This window comes from Pseudomonas fluorescens group sp., from assembly GCF_020093335.1.
Lineage (GTDB): Bacteria > Pseudomonadota > Gammaproteobacteria > Pseudomonadales > Pseudomonadaceae > Aquipseudomonas > Aquipseudomonas petroselini.
The window spans coordinates 39,561-57,885 of sequence record NZ_JAIOKW010000036.1; the positions used below are offsets into that span (position 1 = coordinate 39,561).

Genomic DNA, 18,325 nt, shown 5'->3' on the forward strand with positions numbered 1-18,325 from the left:
TGCTAAGCCAGGGTTGTGTCAGTTTTTGTCAGGAGTAAACGGCGCGGACTCACTCTGCTCCATCAACTTGCGCCAGGCCCGCAGCCAGTCACTGCGGCGCCCCGGATAACGCTCACCGCACGCTTCGGCACTCGCCACACGGTCGGTACGAAAGGTGCGATAGGCGCCGCGTAACTCGCACCAGGCCACGATCACCCGCACCTCATTCAAGAACCCCAGGGCCAGTGGCCAGATCAGGCGTTGGCTTTGGGTCTGGCTGGCGTCCGCGTAATCGATGTGCAACTTGGCCTGGTGGCGGATGGCATCGCGAAATACATTCAGGGGCACACGGTTTTCCGGGTAGCCGAACCCTGGCGGACCGGGCAGCAGCGTCGGGTTGCGCAAGGCTTCCTGGGCGGCCGGGTCAAGCACGTCGGCGATTTTTGCCAGGGCATTGGCGGCGGCGCGACTGAGCACGTCATCGCCGCGCTGGTCCACATAACGCAAGCCGAGCACGATGGCTTCGGTTTCCTCGGCGTTCAACATCAAGGGCGGCAGAAACAAGCCGCTGCGCAGCACATACCCTACCCCCGCCTCGCCAAAAATCGGTGCGCCCAAGGCCGTCAGCTCAGCAATATCACGGTACAACGTACGCTCGGACACCTCCAACTGCGCCGCCAGCACGGCAGCGGTCACCGGACGTTTCTTGCCCCGCAGGGCCTGGAGCAAAGTCAGAAGACGAGTGGTACGCGACACAGGAATGCCTGCCGAAATAGGAAACGTGCCGCAGCTTAGCAGAGCCCCCTGTCAGAAAACGTCAGCAGTAAAAAAGCCCCTTGACCGCCTGCATTGCAGGCTGGGGTCAGGGTCAGGGTCTGCGAAAATAAAACACCCTGCGAAAGCTCAGCCCTCGCAGGGTGTGGGGGAGACCACCTCATTAAACGGCCTGGTGAACAGGCCGTTTTTTTATTCAACAATGCCGCTTACGCAAGGCTCTTGCTGACCACCTCAAACACATCACTCGACAACTCGCCGGACGCCAGAATGCGCTCCAGTTCCGCCTTCATCAGCGCCTGGCGGGCACTGTCGTATTTGCGCCAGCGGGTCAGCGGCGCCAACTGGCGCGAGGCGATTTGCGGGTTGAAGCTGTTCAACTGGATCACCAGGTCCGCCAGGAAGCGGTAGCCCGAGCCATCCGCCGCATGGAAGTTGATCAGGTTCTGCCCGGCAAATGCGCCGATCAATGCGCGCACCTTGTTCGGGTTCTTCAGGGTGAACGCCGGGTGCTCCATCAACGCCTTGACGCGCTCCAGCCCGCCCGGCAACGTGCTGCCGGCCTGCACGCTGAACCACTGGTCCATGACCAATGGGTTGTCCTTGAAGTTTTCGGCAAACACCGCCAATGCCTGGGCCTTCTGCGCTTCGAACGGCGAATTCACCAACACCGCCAGCGCGGTCAGGCGCTCGGTCATGTTGTCGCTGGTGTCGAACTGTTCCAGTGTCGCCGCCAACACGTCCGGCTTGCCGCTGAGCATCAGGTAAGACAACGCAATGTTCTGCAATGCGCGCCGGGCAAAGTGCTCAGCCGCCGCCACGTACGGCGTTTGCTTGGACAGCGCGCGATTGGCCTGGTAACGCAACCACAGCGCTTCATGCAGGTTGTCCGCCAGTTGCTTGCGGGCAAACTCACGAGCCGCATGGATGGCGTCCACATCCGCCACTTCGCTGATTTCAGTCAGGTAGGCTTCACCCGGCAGCGACAGCATTTCCGCCACCATCGCCTGGTCCAGACGCTCGTCGCTCAGCACACTGCGCAACGCAGTGATCAAGCGCTGATCCATCTTCAAGGCCTGGCCTTGTTGATGCTGGGCAACCAGTTCCTGCAACACCTGCACCGACAACTGCTGGCCGGCATCCCAGCGGTTAAAGCCGTCGCTGTCATGCTGCATCAGGAACATCAGTTGGTCACGGCTGTACGGGAAGCTCAGCTTCACCGGCGCCGAGAAACCGCGCAGCAGCGAAGGCAACGGCTGCTCCGGGATATCAACGAAGGTGAAGGTCTGCTCGGCCTCGGTCACGGAAATCACCCGTGATGTGGCACCCGCAGTCGCCTCGCCGGCCAGGCGCAAGGCAATACCTGCGCCCTGCCCGTCCAGCAAGCCCAGCTCCACCGGGATCACGAACGGCAGTTTTTCCACCTTGTCCGGGGTTTCCGGGCAGCTCTGGCGGAAGGTCAGGCTGTAGGTCTTGGCCGCGGCGTCGTAGGACTCGCTCACCGCCAGGCGCGGCGTACCGGCCTGGCTGTACCAGCGCTTGAACTGGCTCAGGTCGGCGCCGTTCGCGTCTTCCATGGCCTTGATGAAGTCGTCGCAGGTCACGGCCTGGCCGTCATGACGTTCAAAGTACAGGTCGCTGCCTTTGCGGAAGCCTTCGGCACCGAGCAAGGTATGGATCATGCCGACCACTTCCGAGCCCTTTTCGTACACCGTCAGGGTGTAGAAGTTGGAGATCTCGATAAAGCTGTCCGGGCGCACCGCGTGGGCCATCGGGCCGGCGTCTTCGGCGAACTGGTGGGTACGCAGGTACGCCACATCCTGGATACGCTTGACCGTGGCCGAGTTCATGTCGGCCGAGAAGCCCGAATCACGGAACACGGTGAAGCCTTCCTTGAGCGACAGCTGGAACCAGTCGCGACAGGTCACGCGGTTGCCCGACCAGTTGTGGAAGTATTCGTGGGCAACGATCGCCTCGACCCGCTGGTGCGCGGCGTCGGTGGCGGTTTCGGCGCGGGCCAGCACGGCGCTGGAGTTGAAGATGTTGAGGCCCTTGTTCTCCATGGCGCCCATGTTGAAGTCGTTCACGGCGACGATCATGAAGATGTCGAGGTCGTACTCGCGACCATAGGTTTCTTCGTCCCAGCGCATCGACTTCTTGAGGCTGGTCATCGCGTGCTGGCACTTGTCGATGTTTTCCGGCTCGACGTAGATGCGCAGCGCCACTTCACGGTCCGTCATGGTGGTGAAGGTGTCTTCGACACACCACAGGTCACCGGCCACCAGCGCGAACAGGTAGGCAGGCTTCTTGAACGGGTCTTCCCAAGTCGCCCAATGACGGCCGTCTTCGCCGGGACCGCTGGCGATCGGGTTGCCGTTGGACAGCAGGATCGGGTAGCGATGTTGCTCGGCGATCACCGTGGTGGTGAACGTGCTCATCACGTCCGGGCGGTCGAGGTAGTAGGTGATCTTGCGGAAGCCTTCGGCCTCGCACTGGGTGCAGAACATGCTGCCGGATTTGTACAGGCCTTCCAGGGCCGTGTTGGTTTCCGGGTGGATTTTTACCGTGGTATCAAGGGTAAAAGTCTCGCTCTTGGGATGCACCGTCAGGTGACTGTCGGTCAGTTGATAATCATCGGCCGTCAGTTCCTGATCGGCCAGGTTGACACTCAACAGCTCCAGTTGCTGACCGTCCAGCACCAGCGGCGGCAAACCGGCGCCGCGCTCAGGGTTGCGGCGCATCACCAGTTGCGCGTGGACCAGGCTGTGGTCCTCGAACAACTCGAAGGTCAGGTGCGTCTCGTCGATCAGGTAGTCCGGCGCCTGATAGTCCTTCAGGTAAATCATCTTCGGTTGTTCGGTGCGCATGGGTGGCATCCTTCTACTGATGCACGGCGAGCTGGTAGGCCGTGTACTTACGAATATTGATAACGCCGGTGTCGAAGATCAGGTATTGGCCCTTGATCCCCAGCAGCGTGCCTTCGGCTATCGGGTTCTTGTCCAGGTTGAAGCTGACGATCTTGGTCGGATACTGCTCGACCGGATAACGGATTTCGATCGGTTCAATGTCGGCAATCGTTTGGATGGCCTGCAAGCCAAAGCGTTCCTGCAGACTCACCAGGCCTTCGGCGCAGGAGGCGAACAGATCGTCACGCACCTGCTTGAGGTCGACCGATTGCGCATCGCCCTTGAGCAGCGCACGCCAGTTGGTCTTGTCGGCCACCTGGCTGCGGAACAGGTCCTCGACGAAGCCCGATTGCTGGCGGGTAGCCACGCGCATGATCGGCAACGCCTGGCTCGCCCCCTGGTCCAGCCAGCGCGTCGGCAACTGGGTGGCGCGGGTAATGCCGACCTTGATCCCCGACGAATTCGCCAGGTACACCACATGGTCGGTCATGCAGAATTTTTCGCCCCAGCCTGGATCGCGGCAGGTGCCGGCGTCGTAATGGCAACGCTCGGGGCTCATGATGCACAGGTCACACTGGGCCAGCTTGGTCATGCACGGGTAGCAATAGCCCTGGCTGAAGCTGGTCTTGGTCTTGCGGCCGCAATGGCTGCAATGAATGGCGCCGAGGTATTCCAGGCGCACGTGAGTGCCGATCAACGGGTTGACCGGCACCTCCGTATCGCCGAGGCGAAACGCGTATTGAACGGTCGGCTCACCGAGTTGCACCGACATCTTGCTGACTGCACCGCGACCAATTTCAATCAATGGATCGCATCCGACTTGAACAGGATGTTCGGCACGGTGGTCGATTTCGACTGGCATTCCTGCGGGCCCATGTAACCGGTGCGCTGCTCTTCCGGCAGGTTCTGGAGTTCCCAGGCGATCATCGCCTGCAACGACAGCTCGCGCTGCTCGGCGGTGAGCTTGCGGCCATCGGACCACTTGCCGATTTCCACGGCGAGCTTGAGGCTCTCGTAGATGTCCGGGGTGATGTTTTCGATCATTTCAGCAAAAGATGACATGTGAACAGCCTCTGAGGTTCAGCGAGTACAGGGTTGACGGGCCCGGCCCGTCAGAATTCCTTGGAGAGCTTGACCTGTACAAGCTCTTTGTCCAGCAAGCGCCGGAAGATCTGCGGCGCCGCGAAGGTGTAGGCGGCAAACGCCAGCCACAGCCAGTTGACCATCTCCGCCACTTGCGGATAGCCCTGGTCCGTCAGCGTAATCACTACAACACGGTAGACCACGAACATGCACAGCAGCAGGATGATGGCGCGGGTGGCGCTGCGCTCGTTCATCCAGCTATTGAAACGCCACCAGGTGCCGAGGAACACATTGCTGCGCGCCTTGACTGCCGTGAGCAGGTGCAGCGCGGCGACGTTGGTAGCGTTCTCCTGCAAGGCCCAGATCGCGTGGTCGCGGGCGCCATTGATATCCCCTTCACGCAACAACAGGTGACCGAGCACCACCACCGCTGCCGCATTCGCCGGGTCAGCCTGCAAGGCCTGCCGGGCGAATTGATACGCCTGGTCCCATTGGCTGCTGGCACGGTGGAACTGCGCCAGGGCCACCAGGTTGGCGGGGTCGTCGGGGCCCAGTTGCAAGGCTTTTTCCAGCGGCTCGCGGCTCTGCGCCAGGCGTCCGGTAAGCTGGTACAACTCGGCCTGGCAACGGTAATACGCCGGGTTCAGCGGCTCCATGTCCAGCAGTTGGCTCACGTGTTCCTGGGCCAGCTTGAACTTGCGCAAGGCAATCGCTACTTGCGCGGCGGCATAGTGGGACAGCGGCAGTTGCGCGTCGGCGGCCAGGGCCAGGTGCACCTCGCGCTTGGCGGCATGCACGCGGCACATGTTCATCAAGCAGATCGCCAGCAAGGCATGCGCCTCGGCGGAATGCGGATCGCTGGCCAGCAGTTGGCGCAGTGCGTCGATGGCGCCGTCATTGTGGTCAGCCTGCAGGCGCTGGTAGGCCAGTTGCAGCAGATAGTCGGTATTCATCAGCTCACCACCAGGTACCACAGGGTATACGGCAGCCATTTGACGACCATGCCTTTGAGCACGAAGCCACCAATCAACGCCAAGGGAAAACCAAAGCGGCTCAACTCGCCGCCGTAGTACTGGTAAATCTCGATGGTTGCGTTTTGCTGCATATACAGCAGGTAACCCAGGGTGAGTTTCCACACCACCAGCACCAGCAACGCGTATTGGATTTGCGCCTGGGTTTGCAGATAACCGGCACCCACCAGTTGCAGCAATACAAAACCGATCACGAGGCTGCCCAGCAGTGCCACGCCGGCCAGCACCCATTCGCGCACCCGCGTCGGGCTGCCGACGGCGATGGAGTTGAACACAAACCACGGCAAGCCCAGCCAGGCACCGCCCAGCATCAGGCCCAGCAGCGGCCAGAACGGCGAGACCGCCCATTTGGCCAAGGCGCCCGGGCGCGGTTCATCTTCGATGCGATACCCACCGTACTGCGCCATCAGCGACCCTTCCCGTGTTTGTCGAGGAAGGCCAGCACTTCGTCGTACTGGTTGCCTTCATTGGCATACCGCGCGTAGTTACGCGCCGTGGTCAGCCATTCCAGGGTGGTGGCGCGCACTTCTTTCAAGGCGTGCTTGAAATGCCGGTCACAGATCGACTGCTCGGCGCCACTCTCGATGGACGCTTCAATGGCCTCGTCGGCGGCGGTTTCCACCAGCTCGCTGAGGTCGGCGCCGGAGAAGCCCGAGGTGTTCTTGGCCAGGAAGGCAAAGTCGATGTCGTCAGCCATGGGGCGGCCTTTCATCATCGCCTTGAGCATCGCCTCCCGCGCCGGGCGATCCGGTGGCGGCACAAACAGTACGCGGTCAAACCGGCCGGGGCGGCGGAATGCCGAGTCGACCGACCACGGCACGTTGGTCGCGGCAAGGATCAGTACGCCGTGGTTGTCATTGGTAAAACCGTCCATCTCGGAGAGGAACTGGCTCACCAGCTTGGACGAGGTCGACTCGCGGGTATTGGCGCGTTTGCCACCGAGCGCTTCAACCTCGTCGAAAAACATCACCGCCGGCGCCTGGGCCCGCGCCTGCTCGAACAGCGCGTGCAACTTGCGTTCGGACTCGCCGATGTACATATCCAGCACATCGGAAATCGCCACGTTGAAAAACGTCGCCTTGCATTCCCCCGCCGTCGCGCGGGCCAGCATGGTCTTGCCACAGCCCGGCGGGCCGTACAGCAGCACACCGCCGCCGACTTTCTTGCGAAAGCGCTGGAACAGGCCCGGTTTCTGGTACGGCAGGATGATCTTTTTATGGATGGTCTTTTTCAGCTCATCCAGACCGCCGATATCATCGAAGGTCAGGGTTTCGTTTTCCGGCACCAGCAGGCGCACGACTTCGCTCTGGTCGGTGTCGTCATTGGAGATCACGCGCAGCCGCGGGCGGCCCTCGGCGCCTGGGAAGTCCACCACCGACACATTCAGGCGGCGCCACAACGCCATGTCTTCCAGGGCCGGGTTGGCGTCCACCGCTGCGCGGTATTCCACCTGGGCTTCCTTGAGGCGCTCCAGTGCCGCCAAGGCACGGGCCTTGAGCAGGCGCGCAGCGGGGTCTGCACCTTCGATCAAGGGCAACGCCTTCTGCGCTTGCCCATCGGCCAGCAACAGTTGCGCCGCCGCCAGCTTCAAGGCTGCGGCCTCTGGCCATTGCTCAAGGTCGGCCGGCAACAGCTTCAACCCGCGCGCGTGTTCGCCACGCTCAAGGCTGGCGCCCAGCAACAGGGTCAGCAGTGCGACGTTGCCGGGGGCAGCGGACAGCGCGGCCTCCAGCTGGTCGAACGTCGAATCATCCATGGAGGTTCCTCAAAAGTGCGGTTGCGGTGCGCAGGGGGCTCATGTGAGCACCTCCGGCCGCTCGACATCGACCCACACGAACTTGCGCGGGTCGAGACGGGTTTCCTGGTCCAGGCGGTACGCCACCAGCTTGCCGTACAGCACCGCGCTGTAGTCCAGGCAGGCCAGGTTGTCGCGGATCGGCGCCGGCTTGCCGCTGCGCCAGTAATGCCCGACGAACAGCAAGGGCTCATCGACGCCATAGCGCAGCAGGGAATTCTTTTCGGTGGACGACAACGGCGTACGCGCCACTGGCTCCGGCAAGGCGTCGGGCTGGAACACGATGTCGCCATAGGTTTTCGGGTCGTCTTCCCAGAACTTGGTGCGGAAGAACGAACGCGTCAGGCCGTCGCCACCGGTCAGCGTGAGGCCATCCGGCAGGCGCATATCGGTGCCGCGCAGCAGGCGGTCGAAGGCGTTGCAGGCAAAACTGCCCGGCACGGCGGCAGCCTGCAGGAAGTGCTGGTCGATGCAGCCGCCGGGGAAGGTCGCGCGCAGCGGCTGGATAAAGCCCTCGTCCCAGCACGCATGCACCACGCGGAAACGCCCGGCGTCGACAAACAGCGGCATGTCATAGAACCAGCCGAGGAAGTCGCGCCAATCGTCCGGGTGGTGTTCGAACTGGGTCAGGGTTTCCTGGATCAACCGCGCATGCCGTGGGCTATGCTCGCGCACAAACTGCTTGCCACTGCCTGGCGGCGCCGGTGTGCTCCAACCCAAGGCGTTGAATTCGTGGTTGCCCATGATGCACAGCGCCTGGCCGGCCTCAGCCATGTCGTGGACGATATGCAGCGCCTCGCGGATGCGTGGGCCACGGTCGATGATATCGCCGAGGAACACCGCCATGCGCGACGGATGGCGCCAGGTGCCGCCCTGCTTGTGGTAGCCCAGCCGGTCGAGCAAATGCTCAAGGGTATGGGCGCAACCGTGCACGTCACCAATCAGGTCGTAGCTACGCGCGGGATCGAGCATCAGTCGCCTCCACCCCCCAAGCGGCTGCCCCAGCCCAGCTTGGTGCGGCACACTTCGTAATAGTTGTGGTCCAGCGGATGGATCAACCGCAACTTCTGTGCCTTCTTGCTCACGGTGATGGTGTCACCGGGGGCGCAGGTAAAATGGTTCTGCCCGTCGCAGGAGACTTGCGGGTAGATCTGCATGTCTTTGGACACCACGATTTTCAGCTCACTGTTCCCGTCGACCACAATCGGCCGGCTCGACAACATATGGGGATACATCGGCACGATCACAATGGCATCCAGCTTGGGATGCATGATCGGGCCACCCGCCGAGAGCGCGTAGGCCGTAGAGCCGGTAGGCGTGGCGACGATCAGGCCGTCGGCCTTCTGGCTGCACACGAACTGGCCGTCGATATACAGCTCGAACTCGATCATGCGCGTCGATTTGCCGGGGTGCAGCACCACGTCATTCAAGGCGTCGCCCTGGCCGATGGCCTCGCCGTGACGGCGCACTTCAGCTTGCAGCAGGAAGCGGTTCTCCACCAGGTAATGGCCGTCGAGCACCTTGGCCACTTCGACTTCCAGCTCATCCGGGCGGATGTCAGTGAGGAACCCCAGGCTACCCCGGTTGATCCCCAGCACCGGCACATTGTGCCGCGCCAGCGCGCGAGCGGCGCCCAACAGGCTGCCGTCGCCGCCGACCACGATGACCATGTCGCAGACTTCACCGAGCATCTTGCGCGACGAGGTCTGCAGGCCGTGGCCCGGCAGGATTTCAGCGATGGTGTCTTCAAGGATCACATGCAGGTGGCGTTCCAGCAGGAATTTTTTCAGCCGGCGGACGGTGTCCAGCACCTGGGTACTGCCCAGGCGACCGATAATGCCGATATTGCGAAAGTGCTCCATGGGGCTCCTGCGGGATGTGGGGTGCGGCGAAAAAAGAACGATTATGGGCGAAAGGCTGCGTCAGGCAAAATCCTTTGTCGCCGTGAAGCCTTGATGACAATGGTTCTCGGCCCCCTGCACCGTCGTTAAAAGGCTATGCTCGGACCATGACTGTGTTCCCGGATCTGCACAACCTGCCCCGCCAGCTGCGCCACCCCGAAGTGCGCGACCTGGCGTGGGTGATGCTTGCCCCGCCGATGCTCGCGCAAACGCCGTGGCCGCAGCGCCACCCGCTGACCGGCAGCGACTGGGTGCAAGCGCCGCATCGGCTCGAACACTGGCTGCGACAATTGGACCAGGACAGCAGCGCCCTGCAGCAATGGCTGAACCTGTCACGCACCCGGCGCCTGGGCCTGTATTACGAACGCCTGTGGCAGTTCGCCGTGCACCATGCGCCGGGCGTGGAACTGTTGGCGGCCAACCTGCCGATCCGCCGCGCCGGGCATACCCTCGGCGAGCTGGACATGCTGCTGCGCGACCGTGATGGCGTGCATCACCTGGAACTGGCGATCAAACTCTATCTCGGGCCGCAAGACGGCAACGGCCAGGACACCGCGCAATGGCTGGGTCCGGGCTGCCATGACCGACTGGACCGCAAGCTCGCGCATCTGGCCCAGCATCAACTGCCGATTTCAGCGCGGGCGGAAAGCCGTGAGGCGCTGGAAGCGCTGGACATCCAACAATTCGACGCGCACTTGTGGCTGGGCGGTTATCTGCTGTATCCCTGGCCTGGCCAAGCCCAGCCGCCCGTTGGCGCCCATCCCCAGCATTTGCGTGGGCGTTGGCTGCATCAGCGTGATTGGCAGGCATTTGTCAGCGCCAGCGCACCGGGCTACTGGCAACCCCTGCCCCGGCATGCGTGGTTGGCGCCGGCGCATTACGCGGCGGATGAGGTGTGGAGTGAAGCGCGGATGCAGGGCTGGCTGGCCGACCTGGACCCGATGGCACCGGCGCAGTTGCTGGTGCGGCTGGTGCAGGTGGGTGAGGATTGGGAGGAAGCTGAGCGGTTATTCCTGGTGGCGGACCTTTGGCCGAATGTGCCGGGGGCTGGCTGAGTTTTTTGTAGTGAGTTTCAGGGCCTCATCGGGGGCAAGCCCCCTCCCACCGGTGAGCGCATTTCTCCTGTGGGAGGGGGCTTGCCCCGATAGCGGTTGCCCAGGCACTACAGCTGATCGATATGCCGATACTCCAACTGCAACCTGATCGCCAACTCCCGGGACCGACCTAGCCTGATCGGCCCACGCTCGATATCGACCAGCAACCCCGGGCACTCCAACAGCGGTAGGCCGTTAGTTTCCTTGAGTCGCCCGTCAGTAATCACCAGCAACCGCTGCCGCTCCGCCGGATATCGCGTGCGCCGTACCGCCAGCCATTCCCCGGCTTCGGTCAACGCCGCCAGCAATGGCGTGCCACCGCCCGCCCCCAACTGCTCCAGCCAGCCCGCCAAGCCCTTGGCTGCTTTCAATCCCTGTACCTGCCACTTCGGCACTGGCCCGCTCGCGGTCAACAACGCCATCCGTGCCCGTTGGCGGTAAGCGTCATCAAATAATTGCGCCAACAAGCCCTTGGCGTCGGTTAACGCCCGATGCCGCCGTGTAGACGCCGACGCATCGACAATCACCAGCCACAGCTCATGGGCCGCACGACTGCGCAGGTGAAACAGCAAGTCCTCTCGCGATTGCGGCCGACCACCGAGCAAAGTGCCCGGCCAATTGATCGTGCCTTGCTTGGCGCTGCGTGCCTTGCCGTGCCTGCCGCTGTCCAATCGCCCTGCCTTGGGCCGGGCATCCGCCCCCGCGTCAGGCCGGGGGCGAATGCCTAGGGCTTTTTTGGCCAGGCGGGCACATCCCGACGAGCGCCGGTGGGTAACGCCGGGGCGGGCATATCACCCCATTGGCCTTGGCCGGGCGAGGTGTCCGACGGTTTCGGTGCCTGGCCTTCAGGAGGCGGGCTGGACGGTGGCGCTTGCTCCTGACGGCGATGGCGCAGGGCAAACTCGGCAACGGCTTCGATATCTTCCTCGGCGATGGCGTTGGCCCCCCGCCATGCGGCATGCGCCCTGGCGCCTCGCAGCCAGACAAGGTCCGCACGCAGGCCGTCGACACCGGCGGCGAAGCACCGCTCGGTGATCTGCGCCAGCGCCCGGTCATCCAACTCGATACTGTCGAGCCGCGCCCGCGCCTGGGTACAACGTTCGCGCAAGGCTGCTTGAGGCTCAGACCATTGCACGCAGAACACCGCGGGATCGCTGTCGAAATCCAACCGCCGACGGATGATCTGCCCGCGCTCGGTCGGCAAGGTCTGCCCGCTCAACGCCACGTTGAAACCAAAGCGGTCGAGCAGTTGCGGGCGCAGCTCGCCCTCCTCCGGGTTCATGGTGCCGATCAGCACAAACCGCGCCGAATGGCGATGGGAAATGCCGTCGCGCTCGATCAGGTTGGTGCCGCTTGCCGCCACGTCCAACAGCAGGTCCACCAGGTGATCGGGTAGCAAGTTGACCTCGTCGACATACAACACGCCGCCGTCAGCCTTGGCCAATACGCCGGGTGAAAATTGCGCACGGCCCTCGCCCAATGCGGCGTCCAGGTCCAGTGTGCCCACCAGGCGCTCTTCGGTGGCGCCCAACGGCAAGGTCACGAACTGTCCGCTGGCCAACAGGTCCGCGAGGCCGCGCGCCAGGGTCGACTTGGCCATGCCGCGTGGGCCTTCGATCAGCACGCCGCCGATCTTTGGGTCGATGGCGGTCAGGCACAGCGCCAGTTTCAGGTCGTCGGCGCCGACCACGGCGGACAGCGGGAAATGGGGAATATCAGTCATGCGAATTCTCTTTAAATCCTGCCTGTGGTGAACGGGCTTGCCCTGTGGTGAGCAGGCTTGCCCTGTGGTGAGCGGGCTTGCCCCGCGCTGGGCGGCGAAGCCGCCCCCCCTGCGATACACCGCGTTATACCTGAAAAAATGAGGCGACCTTGTCAGGGCCGCCTCGCAGCCCAGCGCGGGGCAAGCCCGCTCACCACACAAAAAACCAAATACGTGTTAGCTGTCTTCTTCTATATCCAGCAACAGGTTTTCCAACGCTTCACGGTACGCCCCCGGCTCTTGCCACATCCCACGCTGCTGGGCTTCCAGCATGCGTTCGGTCATATCGCGCAGTGCATCCGGGTTGTGCTGTTGCACAAAGGCCCGGGTGTCGGGGTCGAGCAAATAGGCGTCGGCCAACAAAGCGTATTGGTGATCGTCAATCAGCGCGGTAGTGGCGTCGAACGCAAACAGGTTGTCCACGGTCGCCGCCATCTCGAACGCACCTTTATAGCCATGGCGCTTCACGCCTTCGATCCACTTGGGGTTGGCGGCGCGGGAACGGATCACCCGGTTCAGCTCTTCCTTCAAGGTACGGATCTTCGGCAGGTCCGGCTGGCTATGGTCGCCATGGTAGCTGGCGGCCTTGTCACCGCTCAGGGTTTCCACGGCGGCGAGCATGCCGCCCTGGAATTGGTAGTAATCATTGGAATCAAGCAGGTCGTGCTCGCGGTTGTCCTGGTTCTGCAAAACGGCCTGCACCTGGCTCAACCGCTGGGCGAACTGTTCGCGGGCGGCGGTGCCCTCGTCGGCGCCGCCATACGCGTAGCCGCCCCAGTTCAGGTAGACCTCGGCCAGGTCTTCGCGGCTCTGCCACAGGCGCCCGTCGATCGCGCCCTGCACACCCGCGCCATAGGCGCCAGGCTTGGCGCCGAAGATGCGCCAGCCGGCCTGTTTCGCCGCAGCCTCTGCGTCCAGGCCGGACGCCAGCAACGCCTCGCGCTCACTGCGCACCTTGGCCGCCAACGGGTTCATAGCGTCCGGTTCGTCGAGCGCGGCCACCGCCTGCACCGCTGCATCGAACAGGCGGATCAGGTTAGCAAAGGCATCCCGGAAGAAGCCGGACACCCGCAGCGTCACGTCAACGCGCGGCCGGTCCAGCAAGCTGATCGGCAGAATCTCGAAGTCATCCACGCGCTGGCTGCCCGTCGCCCACACCGGGCGCACGCCCATCAGTGCCATGGCCTGGGCGATATCATCGCCACCGGTACGCATGGTCGCGGTGCCCCATACCGACAGGCCGAGCTGGCGCAGATGGTCGCCATGGTCCTGGAGGTGTCGCTCCAGGATCAGGTTGGCCGACTGGAAACCGATGCGCCAGGCGGTGGTGGTGGGCAGGTTGCGCACGTCGACGCTGAAAAAGTTGCGTCCGGTGGGCAGCACATCCAAACGCCCGCGACTCGGTGCACCGCTGGGGCCAGCGGGCACGAAACGGCCGCCCAAGGCGTCCAGCAGCCCGCGCATTTCCGCCGGCCCACAGGCGTCCAGGCGTGGCGCCACGACGATACGCAGGCTTTCGATCACGGCTTTCACGTCTTCCCAGCCGGGCTCTTCCAACTGTTCCAGCGGCCCTTCCAAGGCCTGCTCGATCAACCGCGCCGCGTACAGCTCCAGGCGCTCGCGGGTATCACCGGCAGTGCGCCACAACTGAGCGTCGATCTTCTGCAACACCTCGGGACGCCGTCCGGTCCAGGGTTCGGCCAGGGCGCAGTCCAGCGGGTCGAAACCCAAGTCAAACGCCTTGGCCAGCACCCGCAGCACACTCGACTGCGGGCCACGGCCATCGCCACGCGGGATGCGCAGCAAAGCCAGCAAGGTGTCGATACGCAAGCGGCCGGCGGGCGACTCGCCAAAAATGTGCAGGCCGTCGCGGATCTGCGACTCCTTCAGGTCGCACAGGTAGGTGTCCAGGCGCGGCAGCCACACGGCCGCGTCGGCATCGCTCTCCAGCTCCAGCTCCTGGTCGATGCGGGTTTCACGCACCAGCGCGAGGATATCTTTCTGCAACGCCAGGGCGCGGCGCGGGTCGAGCAATTGCGCTTCGTAATACTCGTCGGCCAACAACTCCAGGTTGCGCAGTGGGCCGTAGGTTTCGGCACGGGTCAGCGGCGGCATCAGGTGATCGATGATCACCGCCTGCGTGCGCCGCTTGGCTTGGGCGCCCTCGCCCGGGTCGTTGACGATAAACGGGTAGATATTCGGCAGCGGCCCCAGCAGCGCGTCGGGCCAGCAGTTCTCCGACAGGCCCACCCCCTTGCCCGGCAGCCATTCGAGGTTGCCGTGCTTGCCCACATGGATCACGCCGTGGGCGCCGTAGGTATGGCGCAGCCAAAAGTAAAACGCCAAGTACGCGTGAGGCGGCACCAAGTCCGGATCGTGATACACCGCGCTGGCGTCCACCTGATAACCCCGCGCCGGTTGGATGCCGACAAAGGTCAGGCCCAGGCGCAGGCCGGCGATCATCATGCGACCGTCGCGGCACATCGGGTCGTTCTGCGGCGGGCCCCAGCGTTCCAGCACCGCCTGGCGATTGGCCTCGGGCAAGCGCTGGAACAGCACCTCGTAGTCATCCAGCCCCAGGCTTTGATGGCACGGGCGCAGGTCGAGGCTGTCCAGGTCGTTGGTGACACCGCCCAACAGGTCGTGGATCAACGCCGTGCCGCTGTCGGGCAAGGTGTCCGGCAGCGGATAGCCTTCAGCCTGCAGGGCACGCAGGATATTCAGCGCGGCGGCCGGGGTATCCAGGCCCACGCCGTTACCGATCCGGCCGTCGCGGGTCGGGTAGTTGGCAAGGATCAGCGCAATGCGTTTATCCGCATTCGGCACCCGCGCCAGCTCGACCCAACGCCGCGCCAGCTCAGCGACAAAATCCATGCGTTCAGGTGCGGCGCGGTAGCACACCACATCCGACTGGCTGCGCTCGCTGCGCCAGGCCAGGTCCTTGAAACTGATCGGCCGGCTGATAATGCGCCCGTCCAGCTCCGGCAAGGCAATGTGCATGGCCAGGTCACGCGGGCCGAGGCCTTGCTCGCTGGCTTCCCAGCCGGGCTGGTTGTCCTGGGCGCAGATCGCCTGGATCACCGGGATATTGCGGCGAAACGGACGCAGGTGCGGCGCTTCGGGGCTGGACTGGGCAAAGCCGGTGGTGTTCAGGATCACCGCCGCACCGACCTCATCCAGCCAGTCCTCGACCACCGTCAGGCAGCCCGGTTCTTTCAAACTGGCCACCGCCATCGGCAACGGGTTGAGGCCCGCCGCCTGCAAACGCTGGCAGAACACGTCGATAAAACCGGTATTGGCCGCCTGCAAATGCGAGCGATAAAACAGCACCGCCGCCACCGGCCAGTCAGCGTTCCAGTCGGCCTGCCAATCGGTCAGACGGGCATTGGCGTGACGAGGATGATAAATCGCCGTGCGCGGCAGGGTGTGCGGCGCTTCCCAGGCGTAGTCGCGGCCCAGGTAACCACTGGCCAGGCAGCGATAGAAATCCAAGGCATTGCCCAGGCCGCCCTGGCGCAGGAACTGCCAGAGGCGATCACGCTCTTCTGCGCCCACAGTACTCAAGGCGCTGAGCTCCGGGTCCGGGCGATCATCCCCCGGCACCAGGATCAACTGCACGCCACGCTCGGCCAACTCCACCAAGCGCTCGATGCCGTAGCGCCAATAACCGATGCCGCCATGCAGCGAAATCAGGATGACCTTGGCGTGGCGCAGCACCTCATCGACGTACAGGTCGACCGAGGCATGGTTCTGCACCTGCATCGGGTTGGCCAGGCGCAAGCTGGGGTAGTCGTCGGGCAACTGCTGGGCCGCTTCGGCCAGCAGCGCCAGGCTGGAATCACCGCTGCACAGGATCACTAGTTCAGCGGGGGTTTGGCCAAGGTCGGCAATATTGTCGTCCGAGACAAAACCACCGGGCTGAGTCCTGAGCAGGTGCATGGGTTAAACGCTGAGGGCTGCGCGCAGTTGCGCTTCGAGACCTGCCGCGTCCAGGTCCTGGCCGATCAGCACCAGGCGCGTGATGCGCGCTTCGTCGGCGCCCCACGCGCGGTCGAAATGCTTGTCGAAACGCGTGCCCACGCCCTGGATCAGCAGACGCATTGGCTTGTTCGGGATCGCGGCAAAACCTTTGACACGCAGGATGCCGTGCTGCACCACCAATTGCGTCAGGGCGTCGAGCAGCAGCGCTTCGTCGGCTTGCGGCAGGTCGATGGAGATGGAGTCAAACGCATCGTGATCGTGATCGTCTTCACCGTCGTGGTGATGATCGTGATGGCTGTGGCGACCGTCGATATGCTCTTCGGAACCAGCGCCCAGGCCGATCAGCACGTCCAGCGGCAGGCGACCGCTGCTGGCTTCGATGATCTTCACCGCCGGCGGCAGTTCTTCGGCGACTTCCAGGCGCACGCGGGCCAGGTCTTCGGCGCTGATCAGGTCGGCTTTATTGAGGATGACCAGGTCGGCACTGGCCAACTGGTCGGCGAACAGCTCGTGCAGTGGCGATTCGTGGTCGAGGTTCGGGTCGAGTTTGCGCTGGGCATCGACCTGGTCCGGGAACGCGGCGAACGTGCCGGCGGCCACGGCCGGGCTGTCGACCACGGTGATCACCGCGTCAACGGTGCAGGCACTGCGGATTTCCGGCCACTGGAAGGCTTGCACCAGGGGTTTTGGCAGGGCCAGGCCGGAGGTTTCGATGAGGATATGGTCAAGGTCGCCGCGACGGGCGACCAGTTCGCGCATCACCGGGAAGAATTCTTCCTGCACGGTGCAGCACAGGCAGCCGTTGGCCAGCTCGTAGACGCGGCCGTTGGCTTCTTCTTCGGTGCAACCGATGGAGCACTGCTTGAGGATTTCACCGTCGATGCCCAACTCGCCGAATTCATTGACGATCACCGCGATGCGACGGCCCTGGGCGTTGTCGAGCATATGGCGCAGCAAGGTGGTTTTGCCCGAGCCGAGAAAGCCGGTAACGATGGTGACGGGAAGTTTGGCCAGTGTTTTCATCGGATGCCCTTGGGGGCGGGCATACGGGACGATAGGCCCTGCGACGGCGCGCAGCAGCGGATTTCGTCACCGGATCACCCCGCCCGGTTGAAGTGGAAAATCGGTTACGAGGCAGGTCTCCTGGCTTGGGGCTTGCGGGTCTTGCGACCGGCGCTGGCTGCGCCTTCCCGCCTGGTGGCAGTGGCGTGGCAGTCAGATGAACCCTTTACAGTTGCGGGGGCAGCCGCGGCTTGGACCGCGTTCCCTTCTTAGCTTCGGCCTGGGCCGAAGAACCTCGAGGGTGCAAGGCTACGCAGTGCTTGGGGGATGGTCAATGATGGGGTTGGGTTGAGTACATATCCATTGCTGCGGTAACGGCTGATATGGGTTCCGCCCTTACGGCGGGTCACTTTGGAAAAGAGCCCCAAAGTAACCAAAGGGCTCTTGCCCCAACACTCGGCACCTCGCCTAGGCTCGGTGTGCCCGTAATCCGACAGGGATTTGGGGGGCCGCCGCCCCGCGCCATCCATGGCGCGGGGCGGCTAAACCGGCATCCCTGCCGGTTTACCCCCCAAATCCCTGTCGAATTCCGGCCAGCGTGTTTAACGGGGCGCCTAAGATCAAGATCAAAAGCAAAAGCACAGCGGCCTGACAGCCGGCTTGAGTGGTATAGAGCAAAGGCAAACGCGGCGGCCTTAAAGCCGACCGGAGTTGCGTCTGTCGATCGCGGTCCAAATGTGGGAGGGGGCTTGCCCCCGATTGCAGTGTGACAGCCACAACTGCATCAGCTGACACACCGCCATGCACGTATCTGCTTTTGATCCAACCACTCAGGTCGGCTTTCAGGCCGCCGTGCTCTTGCTTTTGATCTTGATCTTGATCTTGATCTCAGGCGCCCCGTCAAACACGCTGGCCGAACGCAGGCTTGAATCCGTGGGTAACCCGGCAGGACGCCGGGTTAGCCGCCCCGCGCCATGGATGGCGCGTGGCGGCGGCCCACGGATTCAAGCCGGAGTG

General features: G+C 63.5%; 14 protein-coding genes and 1 riboswitch. Of the genes, 1 reads left to right on the top strand and 13 read right to left on the bottom strand.

Annotation, left to right across the window (positions count from 1 at the left end):
- Positions 1-18: 18 nt before the first annotated feature.
- From K7431_RS25285 to K7431_RS25325, 9 genes are all read right to left on the bottom strand, one after another.
- A complete protein-coding gene (locus tag K7431_RS25285) occupies positions 19-735 on the bottom strand; it encodes a helix-turn-helix transcriptional regulator (RefSeq protein ID WP_012723873.1) in 717 nt (238 codons plus the stop codon).
- A gap of 227 nt (positions 736-962) precedes the next feature.
- Complete coding sequence (gene pepN, locus K7431_RS25290) at positions 963-3,620, bottom strand: aminopeptidase N (protein WP_043205254.1); 2,658 nt, start codon at positions 3,618-3,620, stop codon at positions 963-965.
- Between the two features lie 13 nt (positions 3,621-3,633).
- Entirely contained in the window at positions 3,634-4,464 is an 831-nt protein-coding gene (locus K7431_RS25295; RefSeq protein ID WP_012723871.1) for a DUF2797 domain-containing protein, read from the bottom strand.
- Positions 4,461-4,721 (bottom strand): YeaC family protein, encoded by a 261-nt coding sequence (locus K7431_RS25300; protein ID WP_012723870.1) that lies wholly within the window; start codon positions 4,719-4,721, stop codon positions 4,461-4,463. Before K7431_RS25300 ends, K7431_RS25295 begins: the two co-directional genes overlap by 4 nt.
- Positions 4,722-4,771: 50 nt before the next feature.
- A complete protein-coding gene (locus K7431_RS25305) occupies positions 4,772-5,695 on the bottom strand; it encodes a tetratricopeptide repeat protein (RefSeq protein ID WP_012723869.1) in 924 nt (307 codons plus the stop codon).
- The gene (locus K7431_RS25310; protein WP_012723868.1) at positions 5,695-6,180 is read right to left on the bottom strand and encodes a hypothetical protein; all 486 of its coding nucleotides are present in this window, start codon (positions 6,178-6,180) and stop codon (positions 5,695-5,697) included. Before K7431_RS25310 ends, K7431_RS25305 begins: the two co-directional genes overlap by 1 nt.
- Positions 6,180-7,529: an ATP-binding protein gene (locus K7431_RS25315; protein WP_012723867.1), complete on the bottom strand. Its 1,350-nt coding sequence runs from the start codon at positions 7,527-7,529 to the stop codon at positions 6,180-6,182. The genes K7431_RS25310 and K7431_RS25315 overlap by 1 nt, the downstream gene beginning before the upstream one ends.
- Positions 7,530-7,568: 39 nt before the next feature.
- Positions 7,569-8,543, bottom strand: coding sequence for a metallophosphoesterase (locus tag K7431_RS25320; RefSeq protein WP_370636180.1), 975 nt, complete (start codon positions 8,541-8,543; stop codon positions 7,569-7,571).
- Positions 8,540-9,430, bottom strand: coding sequence for an NAD(+) kinase (locus K7431_RS25325; protein ID WP_003190745.1), 891 nt, complete (start codon positions 9,428-9,430; stop codon positions 8,540-8,542). The genes K7431_RS25320 and K7431_RS25325 overlap by 4 nt, the downstream gene beginning before the upstream one ends.
- A gap of 146 nt (positions 9,431-9,576) precedes the next feature.
- Here K7431_RS25325 and K7431_RS25330 point away from each other — a divergent pair, with 146 nt between their 5' ends.
- Positions 9,577-10,524 (top strand): DUF1853 family protein, encoded by a 948-nt coding sequence (locus K7431_RS25330; RefSeq protein ID WP_012723865.1) that lies wholly within the window; start codon positions 9,577-9,579, stop codon positions 10,522-10,524.
- Positions 10,525-10,631: 107 nt separating this feature from the next.
- On the opposite strand, the gene K7431_RS25335 is transcribed toward K7431_RS25330, so the two are convergent.
- The 4 genes from K7431_RS25335 to cobW all read right to left on the bottom strand — a co-directional run bounded on the left by K7431_RS25335 (position 10,632) and on the right by cobW (position 17,329).
- Entirely contained in the window at positions 10,632-11,234 is a 603-nt protein-coding gene (locus tag K7431_RS25335; RefSeq protein ID WP_012723864.1) for a vWA domain-containing protein, read from the bottom strand.
- Between the two features lie 53 nt (positions 11,235-11,287).
- Entirely contained in the window at positions 11,288-12,286 is a 999-nt protein-coding gene (locus tag K7431_RS25340) for an ATP-binding protein (protein ID WP_012723863.1), read from the bottom strand.
- A 216-nt stretch (positions 12,287-12,502) separates the two neighbouring features.
- Positions 12,503-16,264, bottom strand: a complete 3,762-nt coding sequence (cobN, locus tag K7431_RS25345; RefSeq protein WP_012723862.1) for a cobaltochelatase subunit CobN — start codon at positions 16,262-16,264, stop codon at positions 12,503-12,505.
- A 3-nt stretch (positions 16,265-16,267) separates the two neighbouring features.
- Entirely contained in the window at positions 16,268-17,329 is a 1,062-nt protein-coding gene (cobW, locus tag K7431_RS25350) for a cobalamin biosynthesis protein CobW (RefSeq protein ID WP_012723861.1), read from the bottom strand.
- A gap of 93 nt (positions 17,330-17,422) precedes the next feature.
- A riboswitch (cobalamin riboswitch) is annotated at positions 17,423-17,621 on the bottom strand.
- Between the last annotated feature and the right edge of the window lie 704 nt (positions 17,622-18,325).